Below are 22,521 nucleotides of genomic sequence, written 5' to 3' on the forward strand. Positions count from 1 at the left end.
GACAGTCACCGTAGCGGCAGCGGTTACAGCGCCGAAAACACCTTCTTCGCCAGGCTGGTAGCCGCCTGCGCCGGGTTCTTGCGGATGCTGGCTTCCTGGTTGGCGATTTCCTTGAACAGGCCGTTCAGCGCCTGTTCGGTCACGTAGCCTTCCAGGTTCGAGTCCTTGCTGTCGATCACGCCCAGGCTGGCGGCCTGGCCGGCGAAGCTGTTGAATTTCTGCGCCAGGCCGACCTTGTCGGTGGCCTGCTTGACGATGGGCAGGAATTTCTCGCGGATCTGTTCGCGGCTGGTCTTGCTCAGGTACTGGGTGGCCGAGTCGTTGCCGCCAGTGAGGATGCCCTTGGCGTCGGTCACGGTCATTTTCTTCACGGCGTCCACCAGCAGCGCCTGGGCCTGCGGCACGGCGGCTTCGGCGGCCTGGTTCATGCTGGTTTCCAGGGCGTCGACCTGGCTACCCATGCCGAATTTCTTCATGGCCTTGGCGGCCTTGCCCAGCTTGCCCGGCAGTTCGATGCGCACGTCCGGGTTGTTGCTGAAGCCGCCGGGCGTGCCCAGCTGCTTGACGGCCACCTGGGCGCCTTGGGTCAGGGCGTCCTTGAGGCCGCCGCTGGCGTCCCCCTGGGACAGGCTGGACAGGTCCAGGGCGAAGGCATGGGTGCACAGCAGCAGGCCAGCCATCAGGCCGGCGAAGGGGGCGGAACGACGAAGCATGGGTGCGTCCTTTTGCGTATTTGAATTAGCGGGCAGGGTTCAGGCGAATGCGCAGGGGCTGCGGATCCTTGCCGTCCAGCTGCACGGTGTGCTGCTCGGTGCTGATAAACAATAGCTGACCCTCGGCCTCGACGCGGGCGCTGACCGCGTAGCGGTGGCCGGGCTGGACCTGGCGGGGGTCGTATTGCAGGTGGAAGGGCAGGGGCACCTGGCCCTTGATGGGACCGTTCTGGCTGGCCAGCACCTGGGCCGGGGCATCGGCCAGGGAAATGTCCTGCAGGCTCACGCTGAGGGTGGCCGACGGCGGCAGCGCCATGCGTTGCAGGTAGAACACTTCGCCGTCGAGGCTCGCCTGGGGTGCGCTGTCGAAGCTGCTGCAGGCGCCCAGCAGGGCGCTCAACAGGACCAAAGTGAGTTGCTTCATGGGCGGATCTCCGTATCGAATGCAGCATAGGAGTGCACAGGATACGGATAAACGCCCGGCACTTCAGCTGCCCTGGAAGGCTTCATCGCTGCGGTGCAACGCCACCTGGCGAATCGACAGGCGAATTTCGGCGGGCAGCACGCGCTTGGCCGCGCCCTCGGCCAGCTCCCCCAGCTTGTCGTGGAAGCCCAGTTTGCCGGCGGCGTCGCGGGTGACCACGCCCTGGTCGAGCAGGGTCTGGATGAAGTGGCGGAACAGGCTCTTGTCGAAGAATTCCGGCGCGTTGAGCCCGTGCAGGATGGACAGGCGCTGGGCCATGATGGTGCACAGGTCTTCCAGTTCCTCGGCGCTCAACGCGTGCTGGCCGTTGTTGAGCAGCAGCGCGATGGCCATGTAGAAACGCTGCAGGGTCTGGGCCACGCTGCGCGACAGCAGGGTCAGCAGCACGAACTTGCGCGAGCTGGGCGCCGGGCGCAGGTACACCTGATTCTCGAAGCGCAGCAGGCCCTGCTCGACGAAGGCTTCCAGCCACTGGTCGATCACTGCGTCCAACTCGTCCAGGGACCAGCGAATGAACAGCTCCGACTGCAGGTACGGGTACAGCGCGCGGGTGTAGCGCAGCAGTTGTTCACGGCTCATGCGCGAGCTGCTCTGGAAGAAGCTGGCCAGCAGCGCGGGCAAGGCGAAGATGTGCAGCACGTTGTTGCGGTAGTAGGTCATGAGGACGGCGTTCTGCTCGTCCAGGTAGAGGATCTTGCCCAGCGCGTCGCTTTGCTCGGACAGCAGGTCCATGGCCTTGACCTGGTCGATCAGCGCGCGGCCGTCGCCCTCCGGCAAGGTGGTGTGCGGCGAGTAGGGCACCTTGCGCAGCAGCGCCAGGTACAGGTCCAGCACTCGCGCCATGGCCGCGTCGTCCAGGGCCAGGCGCGTGGTGGACAGCAGCGCCAGGGCCACCAGGTTCACCGGGTTGACCGCTGCCGCCTCGTTGAGGTGCTGCGCTACCTGCGAGCCCAGGCGGTGGGTGGTTTCATGCAGCCACTGGGGTTTGTATTGCGGGCCCAGGTCCTGCTCGCGCCAGCTTGGCTGCTCGGCGTCGAGGAATTCGGCCAGCTTGATCGGCTCGCCGAAGTTCACCGCCACCTGGCCGAAGCGCTGCTTGAGGGCGCCGATGACCTTGAATATGTCGAAGATCGACTCCTTTTTCTTGCTGGCGCCACGCAGCTCGCCCAGGTAGGTGCGGCCTTCGAGCACGCGCTCGTAGCCGATGTACACCGGCACGAAGACGATGGGCATGCGCGACGAGCGCAGGAAGCTGCGCAAGGTGATGGCCAGCATGCCGGTCTTGGGTTGCAGCATGCGCCCGGTGCGCGAGCGCCCGCCCTCGACGAAGTATTCGACGGGGAAGCCCTTGGTGAACAGGGTGTGCAGGTATTCGTTGAACACTGCGGTGTACAGCGGGTTGCCCTTGAAGGTACGGCGCATGAAGAACGCCCCGCCACGGCGCAGCAGGCCGCCGATCACCGGCATGTTGAGGTTGATGCCGGCGGCGATGTGCGGCGGCGTCAGGCCGTTGCGGAACAGCAGGTAGGACAGCAGCAGGTAGTCGATGTGGCTGCGGTGGCACGGCACGTAGATGACTTCGTGGCCAGGGGCGACGTCCTGCACGCCTTCGATGTTGTTGACCTTGATGCCGTCGTAGATCTTGTTCCAGAACCAGCTCAGCACCACTTCCAGGAAGCGGATGGCGGTGTAGGTGTAGTCCGAGGCGATCTCGTTGCCGTAGCGCAGGGCCAGGGCCTCGGCTTTTTCCAGCGGGATGTTCTGCCGTGCGGCTTCTTCGCTGATGGCCTGGCGCACCTGGCTGTCGTGGACCAGGCCCTTGACCAGGTTGCGCCGGTGGGAAATATCCGGACCAATGACTGCGGCCTTGAGGTTACGAAAGTGCACCCGAAGGAGGCGCTGGGTCATGCGCAGGGTGCGTTCGTGGCCTTTGTTCTGTGCCACCAGCTCGCGCAAATGAATCGGCGCGGAGAACTGCACGCGGGTCTTGCGGCCCAGGATCAGGATGCTCACAAGCCGGCGCAGACGGCCCGTGACCGCCCAGCTGTCGGCGAACAGCAGCTTCCAGGGGCTGGACTCGCTGGCCGGGGTCTGGCCCCAGAACACGCTGACGGGAATGATTTGTGCATCTTCTTCGGCATTCTGGCTAATGGCCGCTACCAGGCGCTCCAGGGTCGGTGGCGCGCCGCGCTTGTCGTGGCGGCCCAGCCAGTCCGGCTCGGGGGTGAGGTAGAAGAAGGCGGCGGGTTCCAGCAACTGGCCAACGGCGACCGGCAGCACCGGGCGCGGCAGGCCGGCCTTGGTGCACTCGGTGTCCAGCACCGCCAGGTCACTGGCCGACGGCGACTGCAACACATAGAACACTGGCCGGCTGCGGTCCAGGTTCAGGGTGAAGGACGACTGGTTGATGGTCTCCGAGCGAACCCAGAGGTACAGCAGTCGGCGCAGGGTGCCAAAGGCAAAGCGGCGGAACGGGAAACGGGTCATAAGGCCTGTGCTTGCTTGAAACGGATGCTCGGCACTCTACAGGCTCGATCGTCCGGCAAAAAGCGCCGCCGGCAGAATAATTGTGTCCCATAAATAGAAAAAACGGAGTAGTGCCGATGTCGTCTCGTGAGACAGGAAGCGTCAAGTGGTTCAACGATGCCAAGGGCTATGGCTTTATCCAGCGTGAGGGCGGGGCCGATGTGTTCGTGCATTTCCGCGCCATTCGTGGCGAGGGGCATCGGTCGCTGGTAGAGGGGCAGCAGGTGGAGTATGCGTTGGTCAACGGCCCGAAAGGCCCGCAGGCGGAGGACGTGCAGGGTTTGTAGCCGGGTGTGGGAGCTGGCTCGCCAGCTCCCACAAGCGGGGGATCAGCTGGTACGCCAGGTGATCTGCTCTTCACCGTCAGCGCTGACACGAATCCAGGTGTCGGCGCTTTCTTCACCTTCCTCTTCCACCCAGCTGCCCGGCGCGCAGCGGACTTCCACCTGCAGCGCGGCGAAGGCGGCGCGGGCGCAGGCGATGTCGTCGTCCCATGGCGTCTGGTCGCTTTCCAGGTACAGGCTGTTCCATTTGCCCACGGCCTTGGGCAGCCAGGTCACTGGCACGCTGCCGGCCTTGCACTTCCAGGTCTGGCCCTTCTGTACCCAGTCGCTGCACGGGCCCAGGGCCTCGCCCAGCCACGCGGCGATGGCCTTGTGGTCGACGTCGGCGTCTTTGAGGTAAATCTCGATATCGGGTTGGCGCATGGACGTACTCACTCGGGAATCAGGGTTGCAGCACAAAATAATCGTAACGCATGGACACGGTGACCACGAACGGCCGCGGCTGCTCGATGACCTTTGTGCGACGTTCGGCACTGGCACGCCAGCCATGGGGTGTCATGGCCAGCAGGTTGGCGCGGGACGGGCCGTCGATCAGCTTGATCTTGAAGGTCAGCGTCTCGCTGTGGGCCAGGCTCATGCCTTCTGGCACCTGTAGCAGGTGCTTGTCGTCGACGTATTCGCGCACTTCATCGTACAGCTGCTCGCGCAGCTCCATCAGGTGCTCGCGGGTCGGCCCCACGCGCATCAGGCCTCCGCCGGGCACCAGCAGGCGCTTGGCCTCCTGCCAGTCCAGCGGGCTGAACACGCTGGCCAGGAACTGGCAGCTGGCGTCGGGCAGCGGGATGCGCGCCATGCTCGCCACCAGCCAGGTGACGGCCGGGTTGCGCTTGCACGCGCGCTTCACCGCCTCGCGGGAGATGTCCAGGGCGTAGCCGTCGGCCTTGGGCAGCGCCTCGGCGATCTGCGCGGTGTAGTAGCCTTCGCCGCAGCCGATGTCCAGCCAGCGACCGGGCTGGCGCTCGGCAGCCAGTTCCGCCAGGCGCTGGGCCACGGGCGAGTAGTGGCCGGCGTTGAGGAAGTCGCGGCGCGCTTCCACCATGGCCTGGTTGTCACCGGGGTCGCGGCTGTTCTTGTGCTGCACCGGCAGCAGGTTCAGGTAACCCTGGCGTGCACGGTCGAAGCTGTGGCCGGCGGGGCAGACCACGCCATTGCCGGCGCTGGCGTTGGCCAGGCCGGCGTTGCAGATGGGGCAGGTGAGCATCATGCGAGCAGTTTCACCAGGGTCTGGTAGTAGATCTCGGTCAGCACGTCGAGGTCGCTGGCCAGCACGCGCTCGTTGACCTGGTGGATGGTGGCGTTGACCGGGCCCAGCTCGACCACCTGGGTGCCCAGGGTGGCGATGAAGCGGCCATCGGAGGTGCCGCCGCTGGTGGACGCCTGGGTCTCGCGGCCGGTAACCGCCTTGATGCTCGCCGACACCGCGTCCAGCAGGGCGCCGGGCTCGGTGAGGAACGGCAGGCCCGACAGCGCCCAGTCCACGTGCCAGTCCAGCTCGTGCTTGTCGAGGATGGCGGCCACGCGCGCCTTCAGGCCTTCCACGGTGGATTCGGTGGAGAAGCGGAAGTTGAACACCGCGGTCAGGTCACCCGGGATCACGTTGGTGGCGCCGGTGCCCGAGTTCAGGTTCGATACCTGGAAGCTGGTAGGCGGGAAGAAGGCGTTGCCGTTGTCCCAATGCTCGGCGGCCAGTTCAGCCAGCGCCGGGGCAGCCAGGTGAATGGGGTTGCGGGCCAGGTGCGGGTAGGCCACGTGGCCCTGCTTGCCGCGCACGGTCAGGGTCGCGCCCAGGGAGCCGCGACGGCCGTTCTTGACCACGTCACCCACCAGGTTGGTGCTCGACGGCTCGCCGACGATGCACCAGTCCAGGCGCTCGTTGCGCGCGGCCAGGCGCTCGACCACGGCCTTGGTGCCGTGGTGGGCAGGGCCTTCTTCGTCGCTGGTGATCAGGAAGGTCACCGCGCCGCGGTGGTTGGGGTAGTCACCGACGAAGCGCTCGGCCGCTACCAGCATGGCCGCCAGGCTGCCTTTCATGTCGGCCGCGCCGCGCCCGCAGAGCATGCCCTGCTCGTCGATCAGCGCGTCGAACGGGTCGGTCTGCCAGGCGCTGACCGGGCCGGTGGGCACCACGTCAGTGTGGCCGGCGAAGCACAGCACCGGGCCTTCCTGGGTGCCGTGGCTGGCCCAGAAGTTGTCGACGTCTTCGATGCGCATGGGCTCCAGCGTGAAGCCGGCATCGCCTAGGCGCTGCATCATCAGCTTCTGGCAGTCGGCGTCCACCGGGGTGACCGAAGGGCGGCGAATCAGGTCGCAGGCGAGTTGCAGGGTCGGCGAAAGGTCGGCGTGGGCCGTCATGGGGAAGACTCCGAAAACAGGGCAGGGCACGTATAAAGAGGGCGACATGTTAAAGCAAAACGGGGGCGGGCGCAGGGGCTGGTGGATCTATGGATCGACACGATCAATTCAAATGGAGAAGCTTCCTACAGAAACGTCGGAGACGACCGGCATATTTCATTTTCGAGCCATTGCACAATGTTCCCTGCACCTTGGATGAACGTGGAGGCAACGGATGCTTTTAGACAACAGAGAAAATGCGGAGCTCGAAGCCCTTCTTGTCGAGAATCGCAGAAAGGCAATCGAAACTGAAAAGTTGAGGTCGGAAACCGCAAAACTGAAGGCAGAGACGGTGAAGTTGAAGCGAGAGGGATTGTTTTATCCGATTTTGGTGGCAACAGCGTCGATTACTACCGTCGGAACCTTCTGGCTCAAGATTTGACTTCCAGGCGGTGAAATCGCTTGAGACACATTTGGGGTTGGAAGGAGTTTGCCGTCGGTATTCGGCGGGATTAGGCTGGCGTCAAAAGAGGATGAAGGGATGAGCAGTTCAACTCAGCGTTTCCTGGCGGCAATCGACAAGGAAATTGACCAAATAGAGAAAGACATGGGCCGCAAGGAGTCCCTGGCTGAAACCTATGGTTTGGTGCCTTTTGCGGTAACCTTTTTCTTCGGTTTGGGGGTGTTGTGTCTACACCGGTTCCTGTCATGACTGTGTGTCGTGGTGAACGACAGGTGAGGTTCTTGAATTTGTCATAAGAAAAAGGCCCGCATTTGCGGGCCTCTCTTCAGGTTACTGCGCAGTCACCGGTTCCGGCGCCGGCGCCGGTTTGGGCAGCGACGACAGGAACGCCATGATCAGCGCCGCCAGGTAGGGCAGCGACTGCACCAGCAGCATGGCCACCCAGAAGCGCATGTCGGAGCTCGGCAGGCCCTGCACGAAGCAGATACCGCCGGCCGCGCCCCACAGCAGCAGCATGATGAACAGCTCCTCGCGGGCCTCCGAGATGGCCACCAGCAGGCCGTGGCTGTCAGCGTTCTTCGGGGTGCGGAAGAACGGGATGCTGGTGGTGAAGAAGCCGTACAGCACTGCCTTGGCAATGGTGTGCGACAGCGCCAGGCCAGCTAGGGCGGCGGCGAACGCGTCCTTGAGGTTAACGCCCACGGCGCGACGGTACAGGAACACGATCTTGCCCACCTTGAACACGAACAGCGCCAGGGGCGGGATCGCGAAGATCAGCAGCGGTGGGTCGACCCGTTGCGGCACGATGATCATCGCCGCCGACCACAGCAGGGCGCCCACGGTGAAGAAGATGTTCATGCCATCGGCCACCCACGGCAGCCAGCCCGCCAGGAAGTGATAGCGCTGGCCACGGGTCAGCTCGGTGTCCTTGCCGCGCAGCAGGCTGGCGGTGTGGCGCTTGATGATCTGGATAGCGCCGTAGGCCCAGCGGAAACGCTGCTTCTTGAAGTCGATGAAGGTGTCGGGCATCAGGCCCTTGCCGTAGCTGTGGTGGTAGTACGCCGCCGACAACCCTTTCTCGAATACCCGCAGGCCCAGTTCGGCGTCTTCGCAGATACACCAGTCGGCCCAGCCCAGCTCTTCGAGCACCGAGCGGCGGGTCATGGTCATGGTGCCGTGCTGGATGATCGCGTCACGGTCGTTACGGGTGACCATGCCGATGTGGAAGAAACCCTTGTACTCGGAGTAGCAGAGCTTTTTGAAGGTGCTTTCGTTCTGGTCGCGGTAGTCCTGCGGCGATTGCACCACGGCAATCTTCGGATCGGCGAAGTGCGGCACCATGTGCTTGAGCCAGTTGCGGTCCACGCAGTAGTCGGAGTCGATCACGGCGATCACTTCGGCGTCTGGCGCGGTGTGCGGGATCAGGTAGTTCAGCGCACCGCCCTTGAAGCCGGCCAGGGGCGCGACGTGGAAGAACTTGAAGCGCGGCCCTAGGGTTTCGCAGTAGGCCTGCACCGGTTCCCACACCGCGGGGTCCTTGGTGTTGTTGTCGATGATCAGGACTTCGTAGTCCGGGTAATCCAGTGCCGCCAGGGCGTCCAGGGTCTGTTTGACCATGTCCGGCGGCTCGTTGTAGCACGGCACGTGGATGGACACTTTCGGCCGGTAGTTGGAGTCGCCCTCCACCGGCAGGAACTCGCGGCGGCGCTTGTGCGTCCACACGGCCTCGGCCAGTTCGTGGGCCTCGGTCAGCAGCACGATGAATACGCCCAGCGCGCCCAGGGCCAGCAGGAAACCGACCGTCAGGCTGAACCAGGTGCTGTATTGCTGGCTGTAGTCATAGCCGATCCACACCAGCACCGAGCCACACAGGAACGCGATGAAGGTCAGGAAGGTGCGGCCACGCTGGCGCAGGGCCGAGCCGTCGATCAGCAGCAGGGCCAGCGACAGCATGGCCAGCACCACCGAGCCGATGGCCAGCACACGCCATTGCGGAATGGCCACGACTGGGCCTTCAAAGTTGAATTTCTGCTGGCGCGCAGCGTTGAACACGCCCCAGTACGCGCCCACCGAGCCTTCGTCGCTGGCCTTCCAGGGCTGGTCGTAGGCTTCGATCACGAAGTAGTTGTAGCCCTGGCGGTTGAGCTTGTTGACCAGGGTGCGCAGGTAGATGGCCTGGTCGGCCTGGGTGGCGTCGGCACCACCGCGCATGCGGCCGTTGCTCGGCCAGCCCACTTCAGACAGCAGCAGCGGCTTTTTCGGGAACATGTGCTTGAGTTCCCGCGCCCGGTCGAGGACGAACTGGCCGGCCTTGTCCATCGGGATGAATTCCCAGTACGGCAGGATGTGCGCGGCAATCAGGTCCACGTGCTTGGCCAGCGACTGGTTGTGCTCCCAGATGTGCCATTGCTCGGACGTGGTCACCGGCACCTTCACGGCGGCACGGACGCGGTCCAGGTAGCCTTCCAGGTCCTTGACGGTCACTTCCTTGCGGAACAGCGCTTCGTTGCCGACCACCACGCGCACGACGCTGCGGGTGGTGTTAGCCAGTTCGATGGCCTTGGCAATTTCGCGTTCGTTGCGCTCAAGGTCGGGGCTGATCCACACGCCCACGGTGACGCGCAGGCCGAACTCCTCGGCGATTTTCGGAATGTCGGCCTGGGTGCCGTCCACCGAGTAGATGCGGATGCTGTCGGTCAGCTTGCTCATCTGCTCGAGGTCCTGACGAATTTCGTCGTCAGTGGGGTACTGTTCTTTCTGCGGGCTTTGGCCCAGGCGGAAAGGCGAGTAGGAGAAGCCGGAGATTTGTTCAGGCCAGTCGGGGGCGCTGACCGGGCGGTTGATCAACGCCCAGAAACCCGTGAATAGGGCCGCGATCGCGACGACTACCACCAGGTTGAGACCAAATTTACGCGATGACATGGGGGCTTGGGTTCCGAAGCGGGGGAACGGGGGAGTGCCGGCGACGGGCGCCGAACCGGCGCGCATCCTACTCTGCACGTTACAAGTGTGTATAGGAGATGTCTGAAAACATACGTTTAGATTGGAATTTTTTGTTTAAGTTCTTGCCTGCTATTAGTTGTAGCGCATTAAACGCCACAGGTGATCTGTGCGCGCTACAGGCCTATAATGCGCGCCGGTTTTTGAGGTCCAGGTCCATGAGCACAGAAGATCCACGTTTCGAAGGTGTTACCCGGCTGTACGGTCGCGAGGGCATGCAGCGCCTGCGCGCCGCCCATGTGGCCATCGTCGGCATCGGCGGCGTGGGCTCGTGGGCGGCTGAAGCCATGGCCCGCAGCGGCGTCGGCGAGATCTCGCTGTTCGACCTGGACGATGTCTGCGTGAGCAACGTCAACCGCCAGTTGCATGCCCTGGACGGCAACGTCGGCAAGCCCAAGGTCGAGGTAATGGCCGAGCGCCTGCGGGCGATCAACCCGGCGTGCACGGTGCACGCGGTCAGCGACTTCGTGACCCGCGAGACCATGGCCGAGTACATCACCCCAGACCTGGATTTCGTGATCGACTGCATCGACAGCATGCTCGCCAAGGCGGCGCTGATCGCCTGGTGCAAGCGCCGCAAGATCGGCATTATCACCACCGGCGGTGCGGGCGGGCAGATCGACCCCACGCAGATCAAGGTCTGCGACCTGAACCGCACCCACAACGACCCGCTGGCCGCCAACGTGCGCTCCACCCTGCGCCGTGACTACGGTTTCTCGCGTAACACCACACGGCATTACAGCGTGCCGTGCGTGTATTCCACCGAGCAGCTGCGCTACCCGGACAACAAGGGCGGCGTGTGCCTGACCAAGGCGTTCGTGGGCGAAGGGGTAAAGCTGGACTGCGCCGGAGGGTTTGGCGCGGTGATGATGGTGACCGCGACCTTCGGCATGGTGGCGGCGGCGCGGGCGGTGGATAAGTTGGTGGCGGGTGTGCGCCGCCCGTCCGAGCGCGGCCAGGCGGCCACGGTTACAAGCAAACCGTAAACGACCTGGAATTACGCGGCGGTTTGGACGCGGCCTGGCGGCCGCTGCTACGGGGGCGCATTGTTTTGCGTAGCAGTTGCCGAAGGCGGCGTCAGGGAGCGGCCAGTTCCGCCATGCGCTTGAGTACCGCGTTCAAGCCATTGCTGCGCGACGGCGACAACTGACGGCCCAGCCCCAGCTGCTGGAACCATGCCGGCAGGTCCAGCGCCGCCAGTTCGGCGGCGCTCAACCCTTCGACCCGCACCAGTAGCAGCGCCAGCAAGCCGCGAATCAGGCGCGCATCGCTACCGGCGCGGAACTGCCATTGGCCGTCTGCGTGCGTGGCGATCAGCCACACCTGGCTCTCGCAGCCGTGCACTAGATGCTCGGTGCTTTTTTCGTCATCGGCCAGGGGCGCAAGACGCTCGCCCCACTGCATCAGCAGGCGCGCGCGCTGTTCCCAGCCCGCAGCTTGTGCGAAGGCCTGCAAGGCCTCGGCGGCGTGCACGGGCAGGCTCATCGCAGCAATTCCAACGACTTGTCCAGCGCCTCGAAGAAGCGCTGCAGGTCGTCGCTGTCGTTGTACAGCGCCAGCGACACACGAATGGCACCGGCCAGCCCCAGGCTTTTCAGCAGCGGCATGGCGCAATGGTGCCCGGCGCGCACGGCAATGCCCTGTTCGGTGAGCAGGTGCGCCAGGTCGGCGTTGTGCACGCCGTCCACCACGAAGCTGGCCAGGGCCAGTTGCGGGGTGCCCAGCAGGCGCACGCCCTCGCGGTCGTTGAGGCCGCGCAGCAGCAGGCCGTGCAGGGTGTTTTCGTGGGCCATGACGGCTTCGTGGTCGAGGCTGGCCAGGTAGTCCAGGGTGGCGCCCAGGCCGATCACGCCGGCCACGGGCGGGGTGCCGGCCTCGAAGCCCAGCGGCGCGGGGTGGAAGCTGGCGCTGTGGTAGTCGGCCACGTGCACCATCTCGCCGCCGAATTGCCAGTGGCTCAGTTTGCCCAGCGCTTCGCTGCGGCCGTAGAGCACACCGACGCCATCCGGGCCGTACAGTTTGTGGCTGGAAAACACGTAGAAGTCGCAGCCCAGTTGTTGCACGTCATGGCGGCCATGCACCACGCCCTGGGCTCCGTCGACCACCGTCAGGGCGCCTTGGGCGCGCGCCAGGGCCAGCAAGGGCTCGAGGGGTTGCCAGGCGCCGAGCACGTTGGACAGCTGGCTGACGGCCAGCAGCCGGGTGCGCGGGCCCATCAGGCTGGCGGCTGCGTCGAGGTCGATCAGCCCGTTGACGGTCAGTGGCAGCACCACCAGTTTCAAGCCGGCGCGCTGGGCCAGCTGTTGCCAGGGCAGCAGGTTGGCGTGGTGCTCCAGGGCGCTGATAACGATTTCGTCACCGGGCTGGAAGTGCGCCTGCAGCCCGTAGGCCAACAGGTTCAGGGCGCTGGTGGCGCCGTGGGTGAAGACCACCTGGCTGGGGCTGGCAGCGTTGAGCCATTGCGCGACTTTCTCGCGGCTGGCTTCGAACGCTTGAGTCGCCAAGGCGCCAGGCAGGTGTTGCGCACGGTGCACGTTGGCGGCGCCGTGGCTGTAATAGTGGGCCAATGCATCGAGCAGGGCCTGGGGTTTCTGCGTGGTTGCCGCATTGTCCAGATACGTCTGGTGCTGGCGTTGCAGGGCGGCGATGGCCGGAAAATCGGCGCGCCAGGGGGAGGGCTGGAACATGGGATCGGGGCTCTGGGCAGGCAGGCCCGGCACGCTGCCGGGCCTGCGCGGTGCCGCTTAGTTGTGAGCGTGCAGCGCTTCGTTCAGCTCGATGGCCGACTTGTGGGTCTTGCATTCCACGGCGCCGGTTTCCGAGTTGCGACGGAACAGCAGGTCGGTCTGGCCAGCCAGGTCACGGGCCTTGACCACCTTTACCAGCTGGTTGCTTTCGTCCAGCAGGGCTACCTTGGTGCCGGCGGTGATGTACAGGCCAGCTTCCACGGTGTTGCGGTCACCCAACGGGATGCCGATACCGGCGTTGGCGCCGATCAGGCAGCCTTCGCCGACCTTGATGACGATGTTGCCGCCGCCCGACAGGGTGCCCATGGTGGAGCAGCCGCCGCCCAGGTCCGAACCCTTGCCGACGAACACGCCAGCCGACACGCGGCCTTCGATCATGCCCGGGCCTTCGGTGCCTGCGTTAAAGTTGACGAAGCCTTCGTGCATGATGGTGGTGCCTTCGCCGATGTAGGCGCCCAGGCGCACACGGGCGGCATCGGCGATACGCACGCCAGCCGGTACCACGTAGTCGGTCATTTTCGGGAACTTGTCCACCGAGAACACTTCCAGCAGCTCGCCCTTCAGGCGCGCTTCCAGTTGCAGCTCGGCCAGTTCGGCCAGGTCGACGGCGCCCTGGCTGGTCCAGGCCACGTTTGGCAGCAGCGGGAAGATGCCGGCCAGGCTGACGCCGTGCGGCTTGACCAGGCGGTGCGACAGCAGGTGCAGCTTCAGGTAGGCCTCTGGGGTGGAGGTCAGCGCGGCGTCTTCGGCCAGCAGGGTGGCGACCAGCGGCTTGTGGCTCTCGGCCAGGCGGGTGAGCAGGGCGGCCTGGGCGGCGTCGACGCCTTTCAGGGCTTCGGCCAGCTGCGAGGCCTGGGCGGTGGTGAAGGTGATGGCCTGGTTGCCACCGGTGTAGCCCAGGACAGGGGTGACCGCGGCGATCAGTTCGGCCGACGGCGACACCAGGGGTTGTGCGTAGAACACTTCAAGCCAGGCGCCGTTGCGATTCTGGGTGCCGACGCCGAAAGCCAGGCTGAACAGGGTAGTGGACATGCAGTTACCTCTTTGCAAATGAATGGGGCCTGTTGCCAGCATTATTGCTGGACGGCCGCCGCATAAATATCGGGCTTGAAGCCCACGAGGGTCCGGTGGCCAAGGTCCAGCACCGGGCGCTTGATCATGGACGGCTGGGCGAGCATCAGTTCGATGGCGCGGGCCTGGTCCAGATCGGCCTTCTGCTCGTCAGCGAGCTTGCGGAAGGTAGTACCGGCACGGTTCAGCACGACTTCCCAGCCGTGTTCGCCGCACCATTGCTCCAGGTGCTCGCGGTCGATGCCCTGGGTCTTGTAGTCATGGAATTCGTAAGCGGCACCGTGCTCGTCGAGCCAGGTGCGGGCTTTTTTCATGGTGTCGCAGGCCTTGATGCCGAACAGTGTGTAAGCCATGGTTCAAAGGGGGCGGCCCGTGCGGAACGCGGCCATGCCCTGCGGTCTCCTGAATACGAATCGACGAATTATGCGGCATCGATTCTTTCGGCGCCATGACTGTTGCCTTGCAATGTGCTTCAAAGGTCCAGTTGCTGGGGACGGATACCGAACGCCGCGGCTATTTTTTCGCGGGTAGCCTTGCGTGGCCTGGCCACGGCCTCTTGTTGGGCAAAGGCGGGCTGGGTGACGCCAAGGCGGCGGGCGACTTCTTCCTGGGTCAGGTCGAGGTACTCGCGCCATGCCCGGATGGGGGTGAGCCCATCGACCACGCGGCTGACGACTTCGTGAGGGATCAGGTCGGCGCAGCCATGGGTCGCTATGTACTGGTCGTAAGGGATGACCACGAATGCCGGCTTGCCGTCGGGGTCGTTGATGACCTGGATATTAGTAGGTGCGTTCGTCACGTTTCCTGACCTCTAGAGTATTCAGAATAATAAGTCTTTTATAAGGTTTGTGAAAGAATTTGCTTATGCCGAGGGTCTCCACCTGTCTGGTAGCATCTAGTTACAAGTGGCCAGGCTCCCTGCGACCATGGTGCAGCGGCCTTGCTTGCGATGTGCCGGTAAGATGTATCGTTTAATGTCCGGCGCGTTCCATTCCGCCCGGCACGTGTGAAGCAAGAGGGAAGACTGTCTTATGCAAACCGCCTACACCGTCCTGATCCTGCTGATGCTGGTGGGCCTGAGCAGGCTGGTGGCGAGGGTGATCCCGATTCCGCTGCCACTGGTGCAGATCGCCGCCGGGGCCTTGTTGGCCTGGCCCAGCCTGGGGCTGCACGTGGTGCTGGACCCCGAATTGTTCCTGTTCCTGTTCCTGCCACCGCTGCTGTTCGCCGACGGCTGGCGCATGCCCAAACGCGACCTTTGGCGCTACCGCGGCTCGATACTGATGCTGGCGGTGGGCCTGGTGCTGTTTACCGTGGTGGGGGCGGGCTACTTCATTCACTGGCTGCTGCCGACCATCCCGCTGCCGGTGGCCTTTGCCCTGGCCGCCGTGCTGTCGCCCACCGACGCCGTGGCAGTGTCGGCCATCGCCCAGGACAAGCTGCCCACGCCGCTGATGCGCATCCTGCAGGGCGAGGCGCTGATGAACGACGCGTCGGGCCTGGTGACCTTCAAGTTCGCCCTGGCCGCTGCCGTTACCGGCTATTTTTCGCTGGCCGAGGCCAGCCTGACCTTCGTGCTGGTGGCCGTGGGGGGCCTGGCCATCGGCGTAGCGTTGAGCTGGCTGGTGGGGCGCCTGCGCCTGTGGATGATCGCCCGCGGCTGGGATGACCCGGCCACCCACGTGGTGTTCATGCTGTTGCTGCCGTTCGCCGCCTACGTGCTGGCCGAGCGCCTGGGCGCCTCGGGCATTCTCTCGGCGGTGGCCGCCGGCATGATGCAGAGCTGGCTTGACCTGCTGCCGCGGCAGACCAGTACCCGCCTGCTCAACCGCAGCGTCTGGTCGCTGCTGGAGTTCGCCTTCAACGGCCTGATCTTCCTGCTGCTGGGCCTGCAACTGCCGGACATCATCAAGGCGGTCACCAGCCACGAGGCCTCGCTGTGGCCGACCCTGGGCTACCGCCTGTTCGATGTCGCAGGGATTTTCCTGGTACTGGTGGTGCTGCGCTTCATCTGGGTGCAGAGCACCTGGCGCTTCATCAGCATGCTGCGCCGCTGGACCGGCAAGGCCACCATCACCATGCTGCCAACGGCCCGGTCCTGCTGGCTGCTGACCGTGGGTGGCGTGCGCGGTGCGGTGACCCTGGCGGGCGTGATGTCGGTGCCGTTGCTGCTTGGGGCAGGGCAGGATTTCCCTGAGCGCGACCTGCTGATCTTCATCGCTGCGGGGGTGATTCTGTTGTCGTTGATCGCCGCTTGCGTGGCCCTGCCGCTGTTGCTGCGTGGGGTGGAGAAGACCTCCGACGAGGCGTTGCGCAAGGAAGTGCGCGAGGTGTGGCGGCGTACCGCCGAGGCGGCCATTCGTGCGCTGGAAACCGAAGAGGTGAGCGACCCGGCCGCGCCTGCGCCCGATGCCGCCCAGGCCGCGCTGGCCACCGAGTTGAAGGCGCAGATCATGTCCGAGTACCGCCACCAGCTGGACGTGTTCAACGACTCCGCGGAGGCCCAGGCGCAGGCGCTGTTGATGGACCAACTGGAGCGCCGCCTGCGCATCCGCGGCCTGCGCGCCCAGCGCCTGGAGCTGTATGACCTGCGCCGTCATCACCATATCGGTGATGACGTGCTGCGCGAGATTCTCAGCGAGTTGGACTTGAGCGAGGCGAACCTGGGGGTGACCCGGCCCTCGGTCGGCTGACCGGGCGGGTGCTGACGCGGCCTGGTGGCCGCTGCTACACGGTCCCGTAGCAGTGGCCGCCAGGCCGCGTCAGGGTTTCAGCGCTGGCTGACGAAGTCGCGGATCCGCTCGGCAGCTTCCACGCACTCGGCCAGTGGCGCGACCAGGGCCATGCGCACGCGGCCGGCGCCCGGGTTCACGCCATCCACGTCGCGGGACAGGTACGAGCCCGGCACCACGGTCACGTGCTGCTGCTCGAACAGCTGCTGGCAGAACTGCGCGTCGTCCATCGGCACCTTCGGCCACAGGTAGAAGCTCCCGTCCGGGCGCTGCACGTCCAGCACCGGCGCCAGGATTTCCAGCACGGCATCGAATTTCTCGCGGTACAGCGCGCGGTTGGCGCGTACGTGCACTTCGTCGTTCCAGGCGGCGATGCTGGCCAGTTGGGTCTGCACGGGCATGGCGCAGCCGTGGTAGGTGCGGTACAGCAGGAACGCCTTGAGGATCTCGGCGTCGCCGGCGACGAAGCCCGAGCGCAGGCCCGGCAGGTTCGAGCGCTTGGACAGGCTGTGGAACACCACGCAACGCTTGAAGTCGCTGCGGCCCAGCTCCACGCAGGCGCTGAGCAGGCCCGGTGGCGGGGTTTGTTCGTCGAAGTACAGCTCGCTGTAGCACTCATCGGCGGCAATCACGAAGTCGTGCTTGTCGGCGAGGGCAATCAGCTTTTTCAGGGTGTCCATCGGCACCAGGGCGCCGGTGGGGTTGCCGGGCGAGCACAGGAACAGGATCTGGCAGCGGTCCCAGACGTCAGCCGTAACGGCGTCGAAGTCGGGGTTGAAACCGTTGCTGTCCAGGCACGGCAGGTAGTGCGGCGTGGCGCCGGCCAGCAGGGCTGCGCCTTCGTAGATCTGGTAGAACGGGTTGGGGCTGACCACCAGGCCATCGTCGCTGCGCTCGACCACGGTCTGGGTGAAGGCGAACAGCGCCTCGCGGGTGCCGTTCACCGGCAGCACGTGGCGCGCCGGGTCGATCCAGCCGGCCGGCACGTTGAAGCGGCGCTCGCACCAGGTGCCAATCGCCTCGCGCAGGGCCGGGATGCCCAGGGTGGTAGGGTACACGGCCATCTGGTCGAGGTTGGCGCTCAGCGCTTCGGCCACGAAGCTGGGCGAGCGGTGCTTGGGCTCGCCGATGGACAGGGCGATGGCGCGCTTGCCCGGGTTGGGCGTGACGGCGCCCAGCAGCTTGCGCAGTTTCTCGAACGGGTAGGGCTGCAGCTGGTTCAAAGCGTTGTTCACGAATGTTCCTCTAAATGCTCAGGCGCGACAGCTCGACGCCCTGCGGCTGGCTGACACTCAGTTGGTCGACGATGGCATCCTGCAGACGGCTGCACAGTTGCGGGTCGGAAAGCGGTTGGTTGTCGGCGTCGGTGATGAAGAACACGTCTTCCACCCGTTCGCCCAGGGTGGCGATCTTGGCGTTCTGCAGCGACAGGTCGAACTCCAGGAAAATCTTGCCGATGCGCGCCAGCAGGCCGGGGCGGTCCGGGGCGCTGAGCTCCAGGATAGTCACCGGGCGCTGGGCATCGTTATGAATGGTGACCTGGGGCGCGAAGGCAAAGTGCTTGAGCTGGCGCGGCACCCGACGCTGGATGATGGTGGGGTAGTCATCGGGGTTGCGCAGGGCTTCGGTGAGGCCGCTGCGGATCTCCTTGACGCGCACCGGGTTGTCGCCGATCGAGCCGCCGTCGGTGTCCAGGACAATGTAGGTGTCGAGGGTGAACTGGCTGCTGGAGGTGATGATGCGCGCGTCATGGATGTTCAGGTTGAGCTGGTCCATGGCCGCCACGGTCACGGCGAAGAAGTCGTGTTGGTCGGGCGCGTAGATGAAGATCTGCGTGCCGCCTTCGAACTCGCGCTGGGTGGTTTCCTTGATCAGCACCAGCGGGCCGCCGTCCAGCGGCTGCTGGAGGATGGCGTCGCTGTGCCAGGCGACGTCGCCGGCGGTGTGGCGCAGGAAATAGTCGTCGCCCAGCTGCGACCACAGCTGCTCGACGTCGTCCGGGTCGGTGCCGGCGCGCACCAGGATGTCCAGGGCCGCGCTCTGGGTCTGGCGGATCTGCTCCTCGCGGTCCAGCGGGTTCTCCAGGCCGCGGCGCAGGGCGCGCTTGGTCTCGGTGAACAGCTGGCGCAGCAGGCTGGCGCGCCAGCTGTTCCACAGGCTGGGGTTGGTGGCGTTGATGTCGGCCACGGTCAGCACGTAGAGGTAGTCCAGGTGCGTCTGGTCGCCCACCAGCTGGGCGAAGTCGTGAATCACCTGCGGGTCGGAGAGGTCCTTGCGCTGGGCGGTGGTCGACATCACCAGGTGGTTCTGCACCAGCCACACGATCAGGCGGCTGTCCCACACGGGCAGCTGGTGGCGCTGGCAGAACGCCTCGGCGTCCACCGCGCCCAGGTCGGAGTGGTCGCCCTGGCGGCCCTTGCCGATGTCATGGTACAGGCCGGCCAGGTAGATCAGCTCGGGCTTGGGCAACTGGCCCATGAGCTTGCTGGCCAGCGGGAATTTCTCCGACACCGGCGTGTACTGCAACTTGCGCAGGTGCTTGATCAGGTTCAGCGTGTGCGCGTCCACCGTATAGATGTGGAACAGGTCGTGCTGCATCTGCCCCACGATGTGGCCGAACTCGGGCAGGTAGCGGCCCAGGATGCCGTAGCGGTTCATGCGGCGCAGGTTGCGGTGGATGCCGATCTCGCACTTGAACAGCTCGATGAACAGGCTGGTGTTGCGAATGTCGTTGCGGAAATCGTCGTCGATCAGGTGGCGATGTTCGCGCAGCAGGCGGATGGTGTCGGCCCGCACGCCCTTGATATCGGGGTTCTGCGCCATCAGCACGAAAATTTCCAGCATGGCGAACGGCGTGCGCTTGAACACGTTGGCGTGCACCGCCTCGATGTAGCCGTCGTGCAGCTGGAAGCGCGAGTTGATGGGCAAGGTGACGCTGCCCACGTCATCGGCCAGGATAACTTCCTCGAAGTGCTGGATGATCAGGTCGCTGAGCTCGGCGATGCTCATCACCACGCGGTAGTACTTCTGCATGAAGCGTTCGATGGCCAGCTTCGCGTCGCTGTCCTTGAAGCCCAGCAGGCCGGCGATGGTGCGCTGGTGGTCGAACAGCAGGCGGTCTTCGGCGCGCCCGGCCAGCATGTGCAGGGCGTAGCGCACCTTCCACAGGAACTCCTGGGAGCTGGCGAGCAGGTTGTTCTCGCTTTCCAGCAGGAAGCCTTCGCCGGCCAGGGCGTGCAGGTTCAGGGTGCCGTACTGGCGGCGGGCCACCCAGAGGATGGTCTGGATGTCGCGCAGGCCGCCCGGGGAGCCCTTGACGTTGGGCTCCAGGTTATATTCGGTGTCGTTGTACTTGTGGTGCCGGGCTTTCTGCTCGGCGCGCTTGGCCAGGAAGAAGTCCTTGCTGGGCCACATGTGCGCGGTGCCGGTGACTTCCAGCATGCGCTTGCGCAGGCGCTCGGGGCCGGCCACGGTGCGGCTTTCCATCAGGTTGGTGATGATGGTGAGGTCGGCGCGGGCCTGTTCGGCGCACTCGTCGATGGAGCGCACGCTCTGGCCCACTTCCAGGCCGATGTCCCACAGCAGCGTGAGAAAACGCTCGATGGAGTCGCGGAAAATCTCGTGGTCCGAGCTTTCCAGCAGAATCAGCAGGTCGATGTCGGAGTAGGGGTGCAGCTCGCCACGGCCATAGCCGCCCACGGCCACCAGGGCAATGTCGGCTTCGTCGCTCCAGTCGAACTGTTTCCAGGCCTGCTGGAGGATGTTATCGACGAACCAGGCGCGGTCCTCGATCAGCCGGCGAATATCGCGGCCGGCGCGAAAGCGCCCGTCCAGCACGTCGCGGGCCTGGCGAATGGCTTTCTTGAACGCGGCGATGGGGCTCGCCTTGAGGGCCAGTTCCGCCTGGAACTGGCCGCGATCGAACAACTCCGGATCCACCTGGGGCATCGAATGAGCCTTCCTGAACTGTAGCGGCAAATTTTGACTGGAGCGCTATTGTGGGAGCTGGCTTGCCAGCGAGTTTTTGGCAGGCCCCCAAAAGCTCGCTGGCAAGCCAGCTCCCACAATTAATGGGTCACATCACGCCGAGACGCGTGGGATGGTGTCGTCCGCGCGCAGGGTGAAAATCTCGTAGCCGGTAGCAGTCACCACCAGGGTATGTTCCCACTGCGCCGACAGCTTGCGGTCCTTGGTGATGGCGGTCCAGCCGTCGCCCAGCACCTTGGTGTCGGCCTTGCCCTGGTTGATCATCGGCTCGATGGTGAAGGTCATGCCTTCCTTCAGTTCCATGCCGGTGCCAGCGCGGCCGTAGTGCAGAATCTGCGGCTCTTCGTGGAACACCTTGCCGATGCCGTGGCCGCAGAACTCGCGCACCACCGAGAAACCATTCTTTTCGGCGTGTTTCTGGATCACTTCGCCGATGTCGCCCAGGCGGCAGCCCGGCTTCACCAGTTCGATGGCCTTGTACATGCATTCCTGGGTGACCTTGGACAGGCGCTCGGCCCAAGCCGGCACGGTGCCCACGTGGAACATGCGGCTGGTGTCGCCGTGGTAGCCGTCCTTGATCACGGTGACGTCGATGTTCAGGGTGTCGCCGTCCTTCAGTACCTTGTCACCGGGAATGCCGTGGCAGACCACGTGGTTGATCGAGGTGCAGATCGACTTGGGGAAGCCCTTGTAGTTCAGCGGGGCCGGGATGGCCTTCTGCTCGTTGACGATGAAGTCGTGGCACAGGCGGTCCAGCTCTTCCGTGGTCACGCCGGGCTTGACGTGGGGCTCGATCATTTCCAGCACTTGCGCGGCCAGGCGGCCGGCAACGCGCATGTGCTCGATGTCCTCGGGAGTTTTGATGGTAACGGTCATACGGGCTCTCTGGGCGCACGGCGGCGCAGGCAAACACGGGATGAAACGATTCTACCAGACGTACGGCAGCGGGAACTGTCGCCAGGCATCGCTTCTCTATATAGAGTCATGGGGCCATTGTTGCGCGAAACAAGCTTCCACGCAAAAGTCGTTGATCGACAACGTGAATTCGGGTTTCGCTGGCAAAGGTTCTGTGGTATAAAATGCGCCGCTTTCCGGGGATAGCCCCGAAAGCACAAACCCACACACGTGCCGGCACGATGACCTGGGTGCCTTCAGCTCTAGCTGCTGGTTGGTCATTGGGGTACGTGGAGGCCTAACCCGACTTATCAAGGAACTATCATGTCCCAAGTCAACATGCGCGATATGCTGAAGGCCGGTGTGCACTTCGGCCACCAGACCCGTTACTGGAACCCGAAAATGGGCAAGTACATTTTCGGCGCGCGCAACAAGATTCACATCATCAACCTCGAAAAAACCCTGCCAATGTTCAACGAAGCTCTGACTTTCGTTGAGCGCCTGGCCCAGGGCAAGAACAAGATCCTGTTCGTCGGCACCAAGCGTTCGGCTGGCAAGATCGTTGCTGAAGAAGCAGCACGTTGCGGTTCGCCGTACGTCGACCACCGCTGGTTGGGCGGCATGCTGACCAACTTCAAAACCATCCGTGCTTCGATCAAGCGTCTGCGCGACCTGGAAACCCAGGCCGAAGATGGCACCTTTGCCAAGCTGACCAAGAAAGAAGCCCTGATGCGCACCCGTGATCTGGAAAAACTGGATCGCTCCCTGGGTGGTATCAAGGACATGGGCGGCCTGCCTGACGCACTGTTCGTTATCGACGTTGATCACGAGCGCATCGCGATCACCGAAGCCAACAAGCTGGGTATCCCGGTTATCGGCGTAGTCGATACCAACTCCAGCCCAGAAGGCGTTGACTACATCATCCCAGGCAACGATGACGCCATCCGCGCCATCCAGCTGTACATGGGTTCGATGGCTGACGCCGTTATCCGTGGCCGCAACCACGTTGCTGGCGGTACTGAAGAGTACGTCCAGGACGCTCCTGCTGCAGCGGTAGAAGGCTGAGTCTAGACGCCCAGCGTTTACTCGGTACGCAAAAAGGGGGCTAGGCCCCCTTTTTGCCACCTCGAGAACCTGCCTGCGTAGTCATTGCATTTTTTTAACGCAGTAGCTGGCAGTGTTCAAGAATTGAGCGCCCGTGCCAATCGGGTGGAATGGTTGAAAACCTA

The 22,521-nt window shown here is 64.4% G+C and carries 21 protein-coding genes; 6 read left to right on the forward strand and 15 right to left on the reverse strand.

The window, feature by feature from the left end; genetic code table 11:
• Nucleotides 1–23: 23 nt before the first annotated feature.
• From AC0J42_RS06565 to plsB, 3 genes are all read right to left on the reverse strand, one after another.
• Nucleotides 24–713 (reverse strand): DUF4197 domain-containing protein, encoded by a 690-nt coding sequence (locus AC0J42_RS06565; protein ID WP_473005589.1) that lies wholly within the window; start codon nucleotides 711–713, stop codon nucleotides 24–26.
• A gap of 25 nt (nucleotides 714–738) precedes the next feature.
• The gene (locus AC0J42_RS06570) at nucleotides 739–1,137 is read right to left on the reverse strand and encodes a YbaY family lipoprotein (protein ID WP_416422827.1); all 399 of its coding nucleotides are present in this window, start codon (nucleotides 1,135–1,137) and stop codon (nucleotides 739–741) included.
• A gap of 63 nt (nucleotides 1,138–1,200) precedes the next feature.
• A complete protein-coding gene (gene plsB / locus AC0J42_RS06575; protein WP_473005590.1) occupies nucleotides 1,201–3,684 on the reverse strand; it encodes a glycerol-3-phosphate 1-O-acyltransferase PlsB in 2,484 nt (827 codons plus the stop codon).
• 116 nt (nucleotides 3,685–3,800) lie between these two features.
• Between plsB and AC0J42_RS06580 the strand changes: the two genes are divergently transcribed.
• Nucleotides 3,801–4,010, forward strand: coding sequence for a cold-shock protein (locus AC0J42_RS06580; protein WP_416422829.1), 210 nt, complete (start codon nucleotides 3,801–3,803; stop codon nucleotides 4,008–4,010).
• A 42-nt stretch (nucleotides 4,011–4,052) separates the two neighbouring features.
• Here the strand turns inward: AC0J42_RS06580 and AC0J42_RS06585 are convergent, their stop codons facing one another.
• From AC0J42_RS06585 to dapE, 3 genes are read right to left on the reverse strand one after another with little or no spacing between them, the layout of a single operon-like run.
• Entirely contained in the window at nucleotides 4,053–4,430 is a 378-nt protein-coding gene (locus tag AC0J42_RS06585; RefSeq protein WP_416422830.1) for a hypothetical protein, read from the reverse strand.
• A 19-nt stretch (nucleotides 4,431–4,449) separates the two neighbouring features.
• Nucleotides 4,450–5,268, reverse strand: coding sequence for a putative RNA methyltransferase (locus AC0J42_RS06590; RefSeq protein WP_473006817.1), 819 nt, complete (start codon nucleotides 5,266–5,268; stop codon nucleotides 4,450–4,452).
• Entirely contained in the window at nucleotides 5,268–6,419 is a 1,152-nt protein-coding gene (gene dapE, locus AC0J42_RS06595) for a succinyl-diaminopimelate desuccinylase (RefSeq protein ID WP_416422831.1), read from the reverse strand. Before dapE ends, AC0J42_RS06590 begins: the two co-directional genes overlap by 1 nt.
• Before the next feature lie 214 nt (nucleotides 6,420–6,633).
• On the opposite strand from dapE, the gene AC0J42_RS06600 reads away from it, so the two are divergent.
• Entirely contained in the window at nucleotides 6,634–6,840 is a 207-nt protein-coding gene (locus tag AC0J42_RS06600; RefSeq protein WP_473005591.1) for a hypothetical protein, read from the forward strand.
• Nucleotides 6,841–6,939: 99 nt separating this feature from the next.
• Nucleotides 6,940–7,110 carry a hypothetical protein gene (locus AC0J42_RS06605; RefSeq protein ID WP_473005592.1) on the forward strand — a complete coding sequence of 57 codons (171 nt, stop codon included), beginning with the start codon at nucleotides 6,940–6,942 and terminating at the stop codon, nucleotides 7,108–7,110.
• An 81-nt stretch (nucleotides 7,111–7,191) separates the two neighbouring features.
• Here the strand turns inward: AC0J42_RS06605 and AC0J42_RS06610 are convergent, their stop codons facing one another.
• Nucleotides 7,192–9,783: a glycosyltransferase gene (locus AC0J42_RS06610; protein WP_473005593.1), complete on the reverse strand. Its 2,592-nt coding sequence runs from the start codon at nucleotides 9,781–9,783 to the stop codon at nucleotides 7,192–7,194.
• A 236-nt stretch (nucleotides 9,784–10,019) separates the two neighbouring features.
• On the opposite strand from AC0J42_RS06610, the gene tcdA reads away from it, so the two are divergent.
• Nucleotides 10,020–10,847: a tRNA cyclic N6-threonylcarbamoyladenosine(37) synthase TcdA gene (gene tcdA, locus AC0J42_RS06615; RefSeq protein ID WP_416422833.1), complete on the forward strand. Its 828-nt coding sequence runs from the start codon at nucleotides 10,020–10,022 to the stop codon at nucleotides 10,845–10,847.
• 91 nt (nucleotides 10,848–10,938) lie between these two features.
• Here tcdA and AC0J42_RS06620 read toward each other — a convergent pair whose 3' ends face one another.
• The 5 genes from AC0J42_RS06620 to AC0J42_RS06640 all read right to left on the reverse strand — a co-directional run bounded on the left by AC0J42_RS06620 (nucleotide 10,939) and on the right by AC0J42_RS06640 (nucleotide 14,478).
• Nucleotides 10,939–11,346, reverse strand: a complete 408-nt coding sequence (locus AC0J42_RS06620) for a SufE family protein (RefSeq protein WP_473005594.1) — start codon at nucleotides 11,344–11,346, stop codon at nucleotides 10,939–10,941.
• A complete protein-coding gene (locus AC0J42_RS06625) occupies nucleotides 11,343–12,548 on the reverse strand; it encodes an aminotransferase class V-fold PLP-dependent enzyme (protein ID WP_473005595.1) in 1,206 nt (401 codons plus the stop codon). Before AC0J42_RS06625 ends, AC0J42_RS06620 begins: the two co-directional genes overlap by 4 nt.
• A 57-nt stretch (nucleotides 12,549–12,605) precedes the next feature.
• On the reverse strand, nucleotides 12,606–13,640 hold the full coding sequence (gene dapD, locus AC0J42_RS06630; protein WP_416422836.1) for a 2,3,4,5-tetrahydropyridine-2,6-dicarboxylate N-succinyltransferase: 1,035 nt from the start codon (nucleotides 13,638–13,640) through the stop codon (nucleotides 12,606–12,608).
• A 41-nt stretch (nucleotides 13,641–13,681) separates the two neighbouring features.
• Nucleotides 13,682–14,032 (reverse strand): ArsC family reductase, encoded by a 351-nt coding sequence (locus tag AC0J42_RS06635; protein WP_416422837.1) that lies wholly within the window; start codon nucleotides 14,030–14,032, stop codon nucleotides 13,682–13,684.
• Between the two features lie 119 nt (nucleotides 14,033–14,151).
• Nucleotides 14,152–14,478 carry a helix-turn-helix domain-containing protein gene (locus AC0J42_RS06640; RefSeq protein WP_416422838.1) on the reverse strand — a complete coding sequence of 109 codons (327 nt, stop codon included), beginning with the start codon at nucleotides 14,476–14,478 and terminating at the stop codon, nucleotides 14,152–14,154.
• A gap of 232 nt (nucleotides 14,479–14,710) precedes the next feature.
• On the opposite strand from AC0J42_RS06640, the gene AC0J42_RS06645 reads away from it, so the two are divergent.
• A complete protein-coding gene (locus tag AC0J42_RS06645) occupies nucleotides 14,711–16,372 on the forward strand; it encodes a Na+/H+ antiporter (protein ID WP_416422839.1) in 1,662 nt (553 codons plus the stop codon).
• A 77-nt stretch (nucleotides 16,373–16,449) separates the two neighbouring features.
• Here AC0J42_RS06645 and dapC read toward each other — a convergent pair whose 3' ends face one another.
• The 3 genes from dapC to map form a co-directional block, all read right to left on the reverse strand.
• Nucleotides 16,450–17,646, reverse strand: coding sequence for a succinyldiaminopimelate transaminase (dapC, locus tag AC0J42_RS06650; RefSeq protein ID WP_473005596.1), 1,197 nt, complete (start codon nucleotides 17,644–17,646; stop codon nucleotides 16,450–16,452).
• Nucleotides 17,647–17,656: 10 nt separating this feature from the next.
• Entirely contained in the window at nucleotides 17,657–20,359 is a 2,703-nt protein-coding gene (locus tag AC0J42_RS06655; RefSeq protein WP_473005597.1) for a [protein-PII] uridylyltransferase, read from the reverse strand.
• Between the two features lie 132 nt (nucleotides 20,360–20,491).
• Nucleotides 20,492–21,274, reverse strand: a complete 783-nt coding sequence (map, locus tag AC0J42_RS06660) for a type I methionyl aminopeptidase (protein WP_277962027.1) — start codon at nucleotides 21,272–21,274, stop codon at nucleotides 20,492–20,494.
• 342 nt (nucleotides 21,275–21,616) lie between these two features.
• Between map and rpsB the strand changes: the two genes are divergently transcribed.
• Nucleotides 21,617–22,357, forward strand: coding sequence for a 30S ribosomal protein S2 (gene rpsB, locus AC0J42_RS06665; protein ID WP_249672328.1), 741 nt, complete (start codon nucleotides 21,617–21,619; stop codon nucleotides 22,355–22,357).
• The last annotated feature ends 164 nt before the right edge of the window (nucleotides 22,358–22,521 follow it).

It is taken from the genome of Pseudomonas sp. Tav-5-1A (genome assembly GCF_055755055.1).

Bases quoted from the DNA above. Each gene is read 5' to 3' on its own strand.
- AC0J42_RS06565 (WP_473005589.1), bottom strand. From the start codon at position 713: ATGCTTCGTCGTTCCGCCCCCTTCGCCGGCCTGATGGCTGGCCTGCTG.
- AC0J42_RS06570 (WP_416422827.1), bottom strand. From the start codon at position 1,137: ATGAAGCAACTCACTTTGGTCCTGTTGAGCGCCCTGCTGGGCGCCTGC.
- plsB (WP_473005590.1), bottom strand. From the start codon at position 3,684: ATGACCCGTTTCCCGTTCCGCCGCTTTGCCTTTGGCACCCTGCGCCGA.
- AC0J42_RS06580 (WP_416422829.1), top strand. From the start codon at position 3,801: ATGTCGTCTCGTGAGACAGGAAGCGTCAAGTGGTTCAACGATGCCAAG.
- AC0J42_RS06585 (WP_416422830.1), bottom strand. From the start codon at position 4,430: ATGCGCCAACCCGATATCGAGATTTACCTCAAAGACGCCGACGTCGAC.
- AC0J42_RS06590 (WP_473006817.1), bottom strand. From the start codon at position 5,268: ATGCTCACCTGCCCCATCTGCAACGCCGGCCTGGCCAACGCCAGCGCC.
- dapE (WP_416422831.1), bottom strand. From the start codon at position 6,419: ATGACGGCCCACGCCGACCTTTCGCCGACCCTGCAACTCGCCTGCGAC.
- AC0J42_RS06600 (WP_473005591.1), top strand. From the start codon at position 6,634: ATGCTTTTAGACAACAGAGAAAATGCGGAGCTCGAAGCCCTTCTTGTC.
- AC0J42_RS06605 (WP_473005592.1), top strand. From the start codon at position 6,940: ATGAGCAGTTCAACTCAGCGTTTCCTGGCGGCAATCGACAAGGAAATT.
- AC0J42_RS06610 (WP_473005593.1), bottom strand. From the start codon at position 9,783: ATGTCATCGCGTAAATTTGGTCTCAACCTGGTGGTAGTCGTCGCGATC.
- tcdA (WP_416422833.1), top strand. From the start codon at position 10,020: ATGAGCACAGAAGATCCACGTTTCGAAGGTGTTACCCGGCTGTACGGT.
- AC0J42_RS06620 (WP_473005594.1), bottom strand. From the start codon at position 11,346: ATGAGCCTGCCCGTGCACGCCGCCGAGGCCTTGCAGGCCTTCGCACAA.
- AC0J42_RS06625 (WP_473005595.1), bottom strand. From the start codon at position 12,548: ATGTTCCAGCCCTCCCCCTGGCGCGCCGATTTTCCGGCCATCGCCGCC.
- dapD (WP_416422836.1), bottom strand. From the start codon at position 13,640: ATGTCCACTACCCTGTTCAGCCTGGCTTTCGGCGTCGGCACCCAGAAT.
- AC0J42_RS06635 (WP_416422837.1), bottom strand. From the start codon at position 14,032: ATGGCTTACACACTGTTCGGCATCAAGGCCTGCGACACCATGAAAAAA.
- AC0J42_RS06645 (WP_416422839.1), top strand. From the start codon at position 14,711: ATGCAAACCGCCTACACCGTCCTGATCCTGCTGATGCTGGTGGGCCTG.
- AC0J42_RS06655 (WP_473005597.1), bottom strand. From the start codon at position 20,359: ATGCCCCAGGTGGATCCGGAGTTGTTCGATCGCGGCCAGTTCCAGGCG.
- map (WP_277962027.1), bottom strand. From the start codon at position 21,274: ATGACCGTTACCATCAAAACTCCCGAGGACATCGAGCACATGCGCGTT.
- rpsB (WP_249672328.1), top strand. From the start codon at position 21,617: ATGTCCCAAGTCAACATGCGCGATATGCTGAAGGCCGGTGTGCACTTC.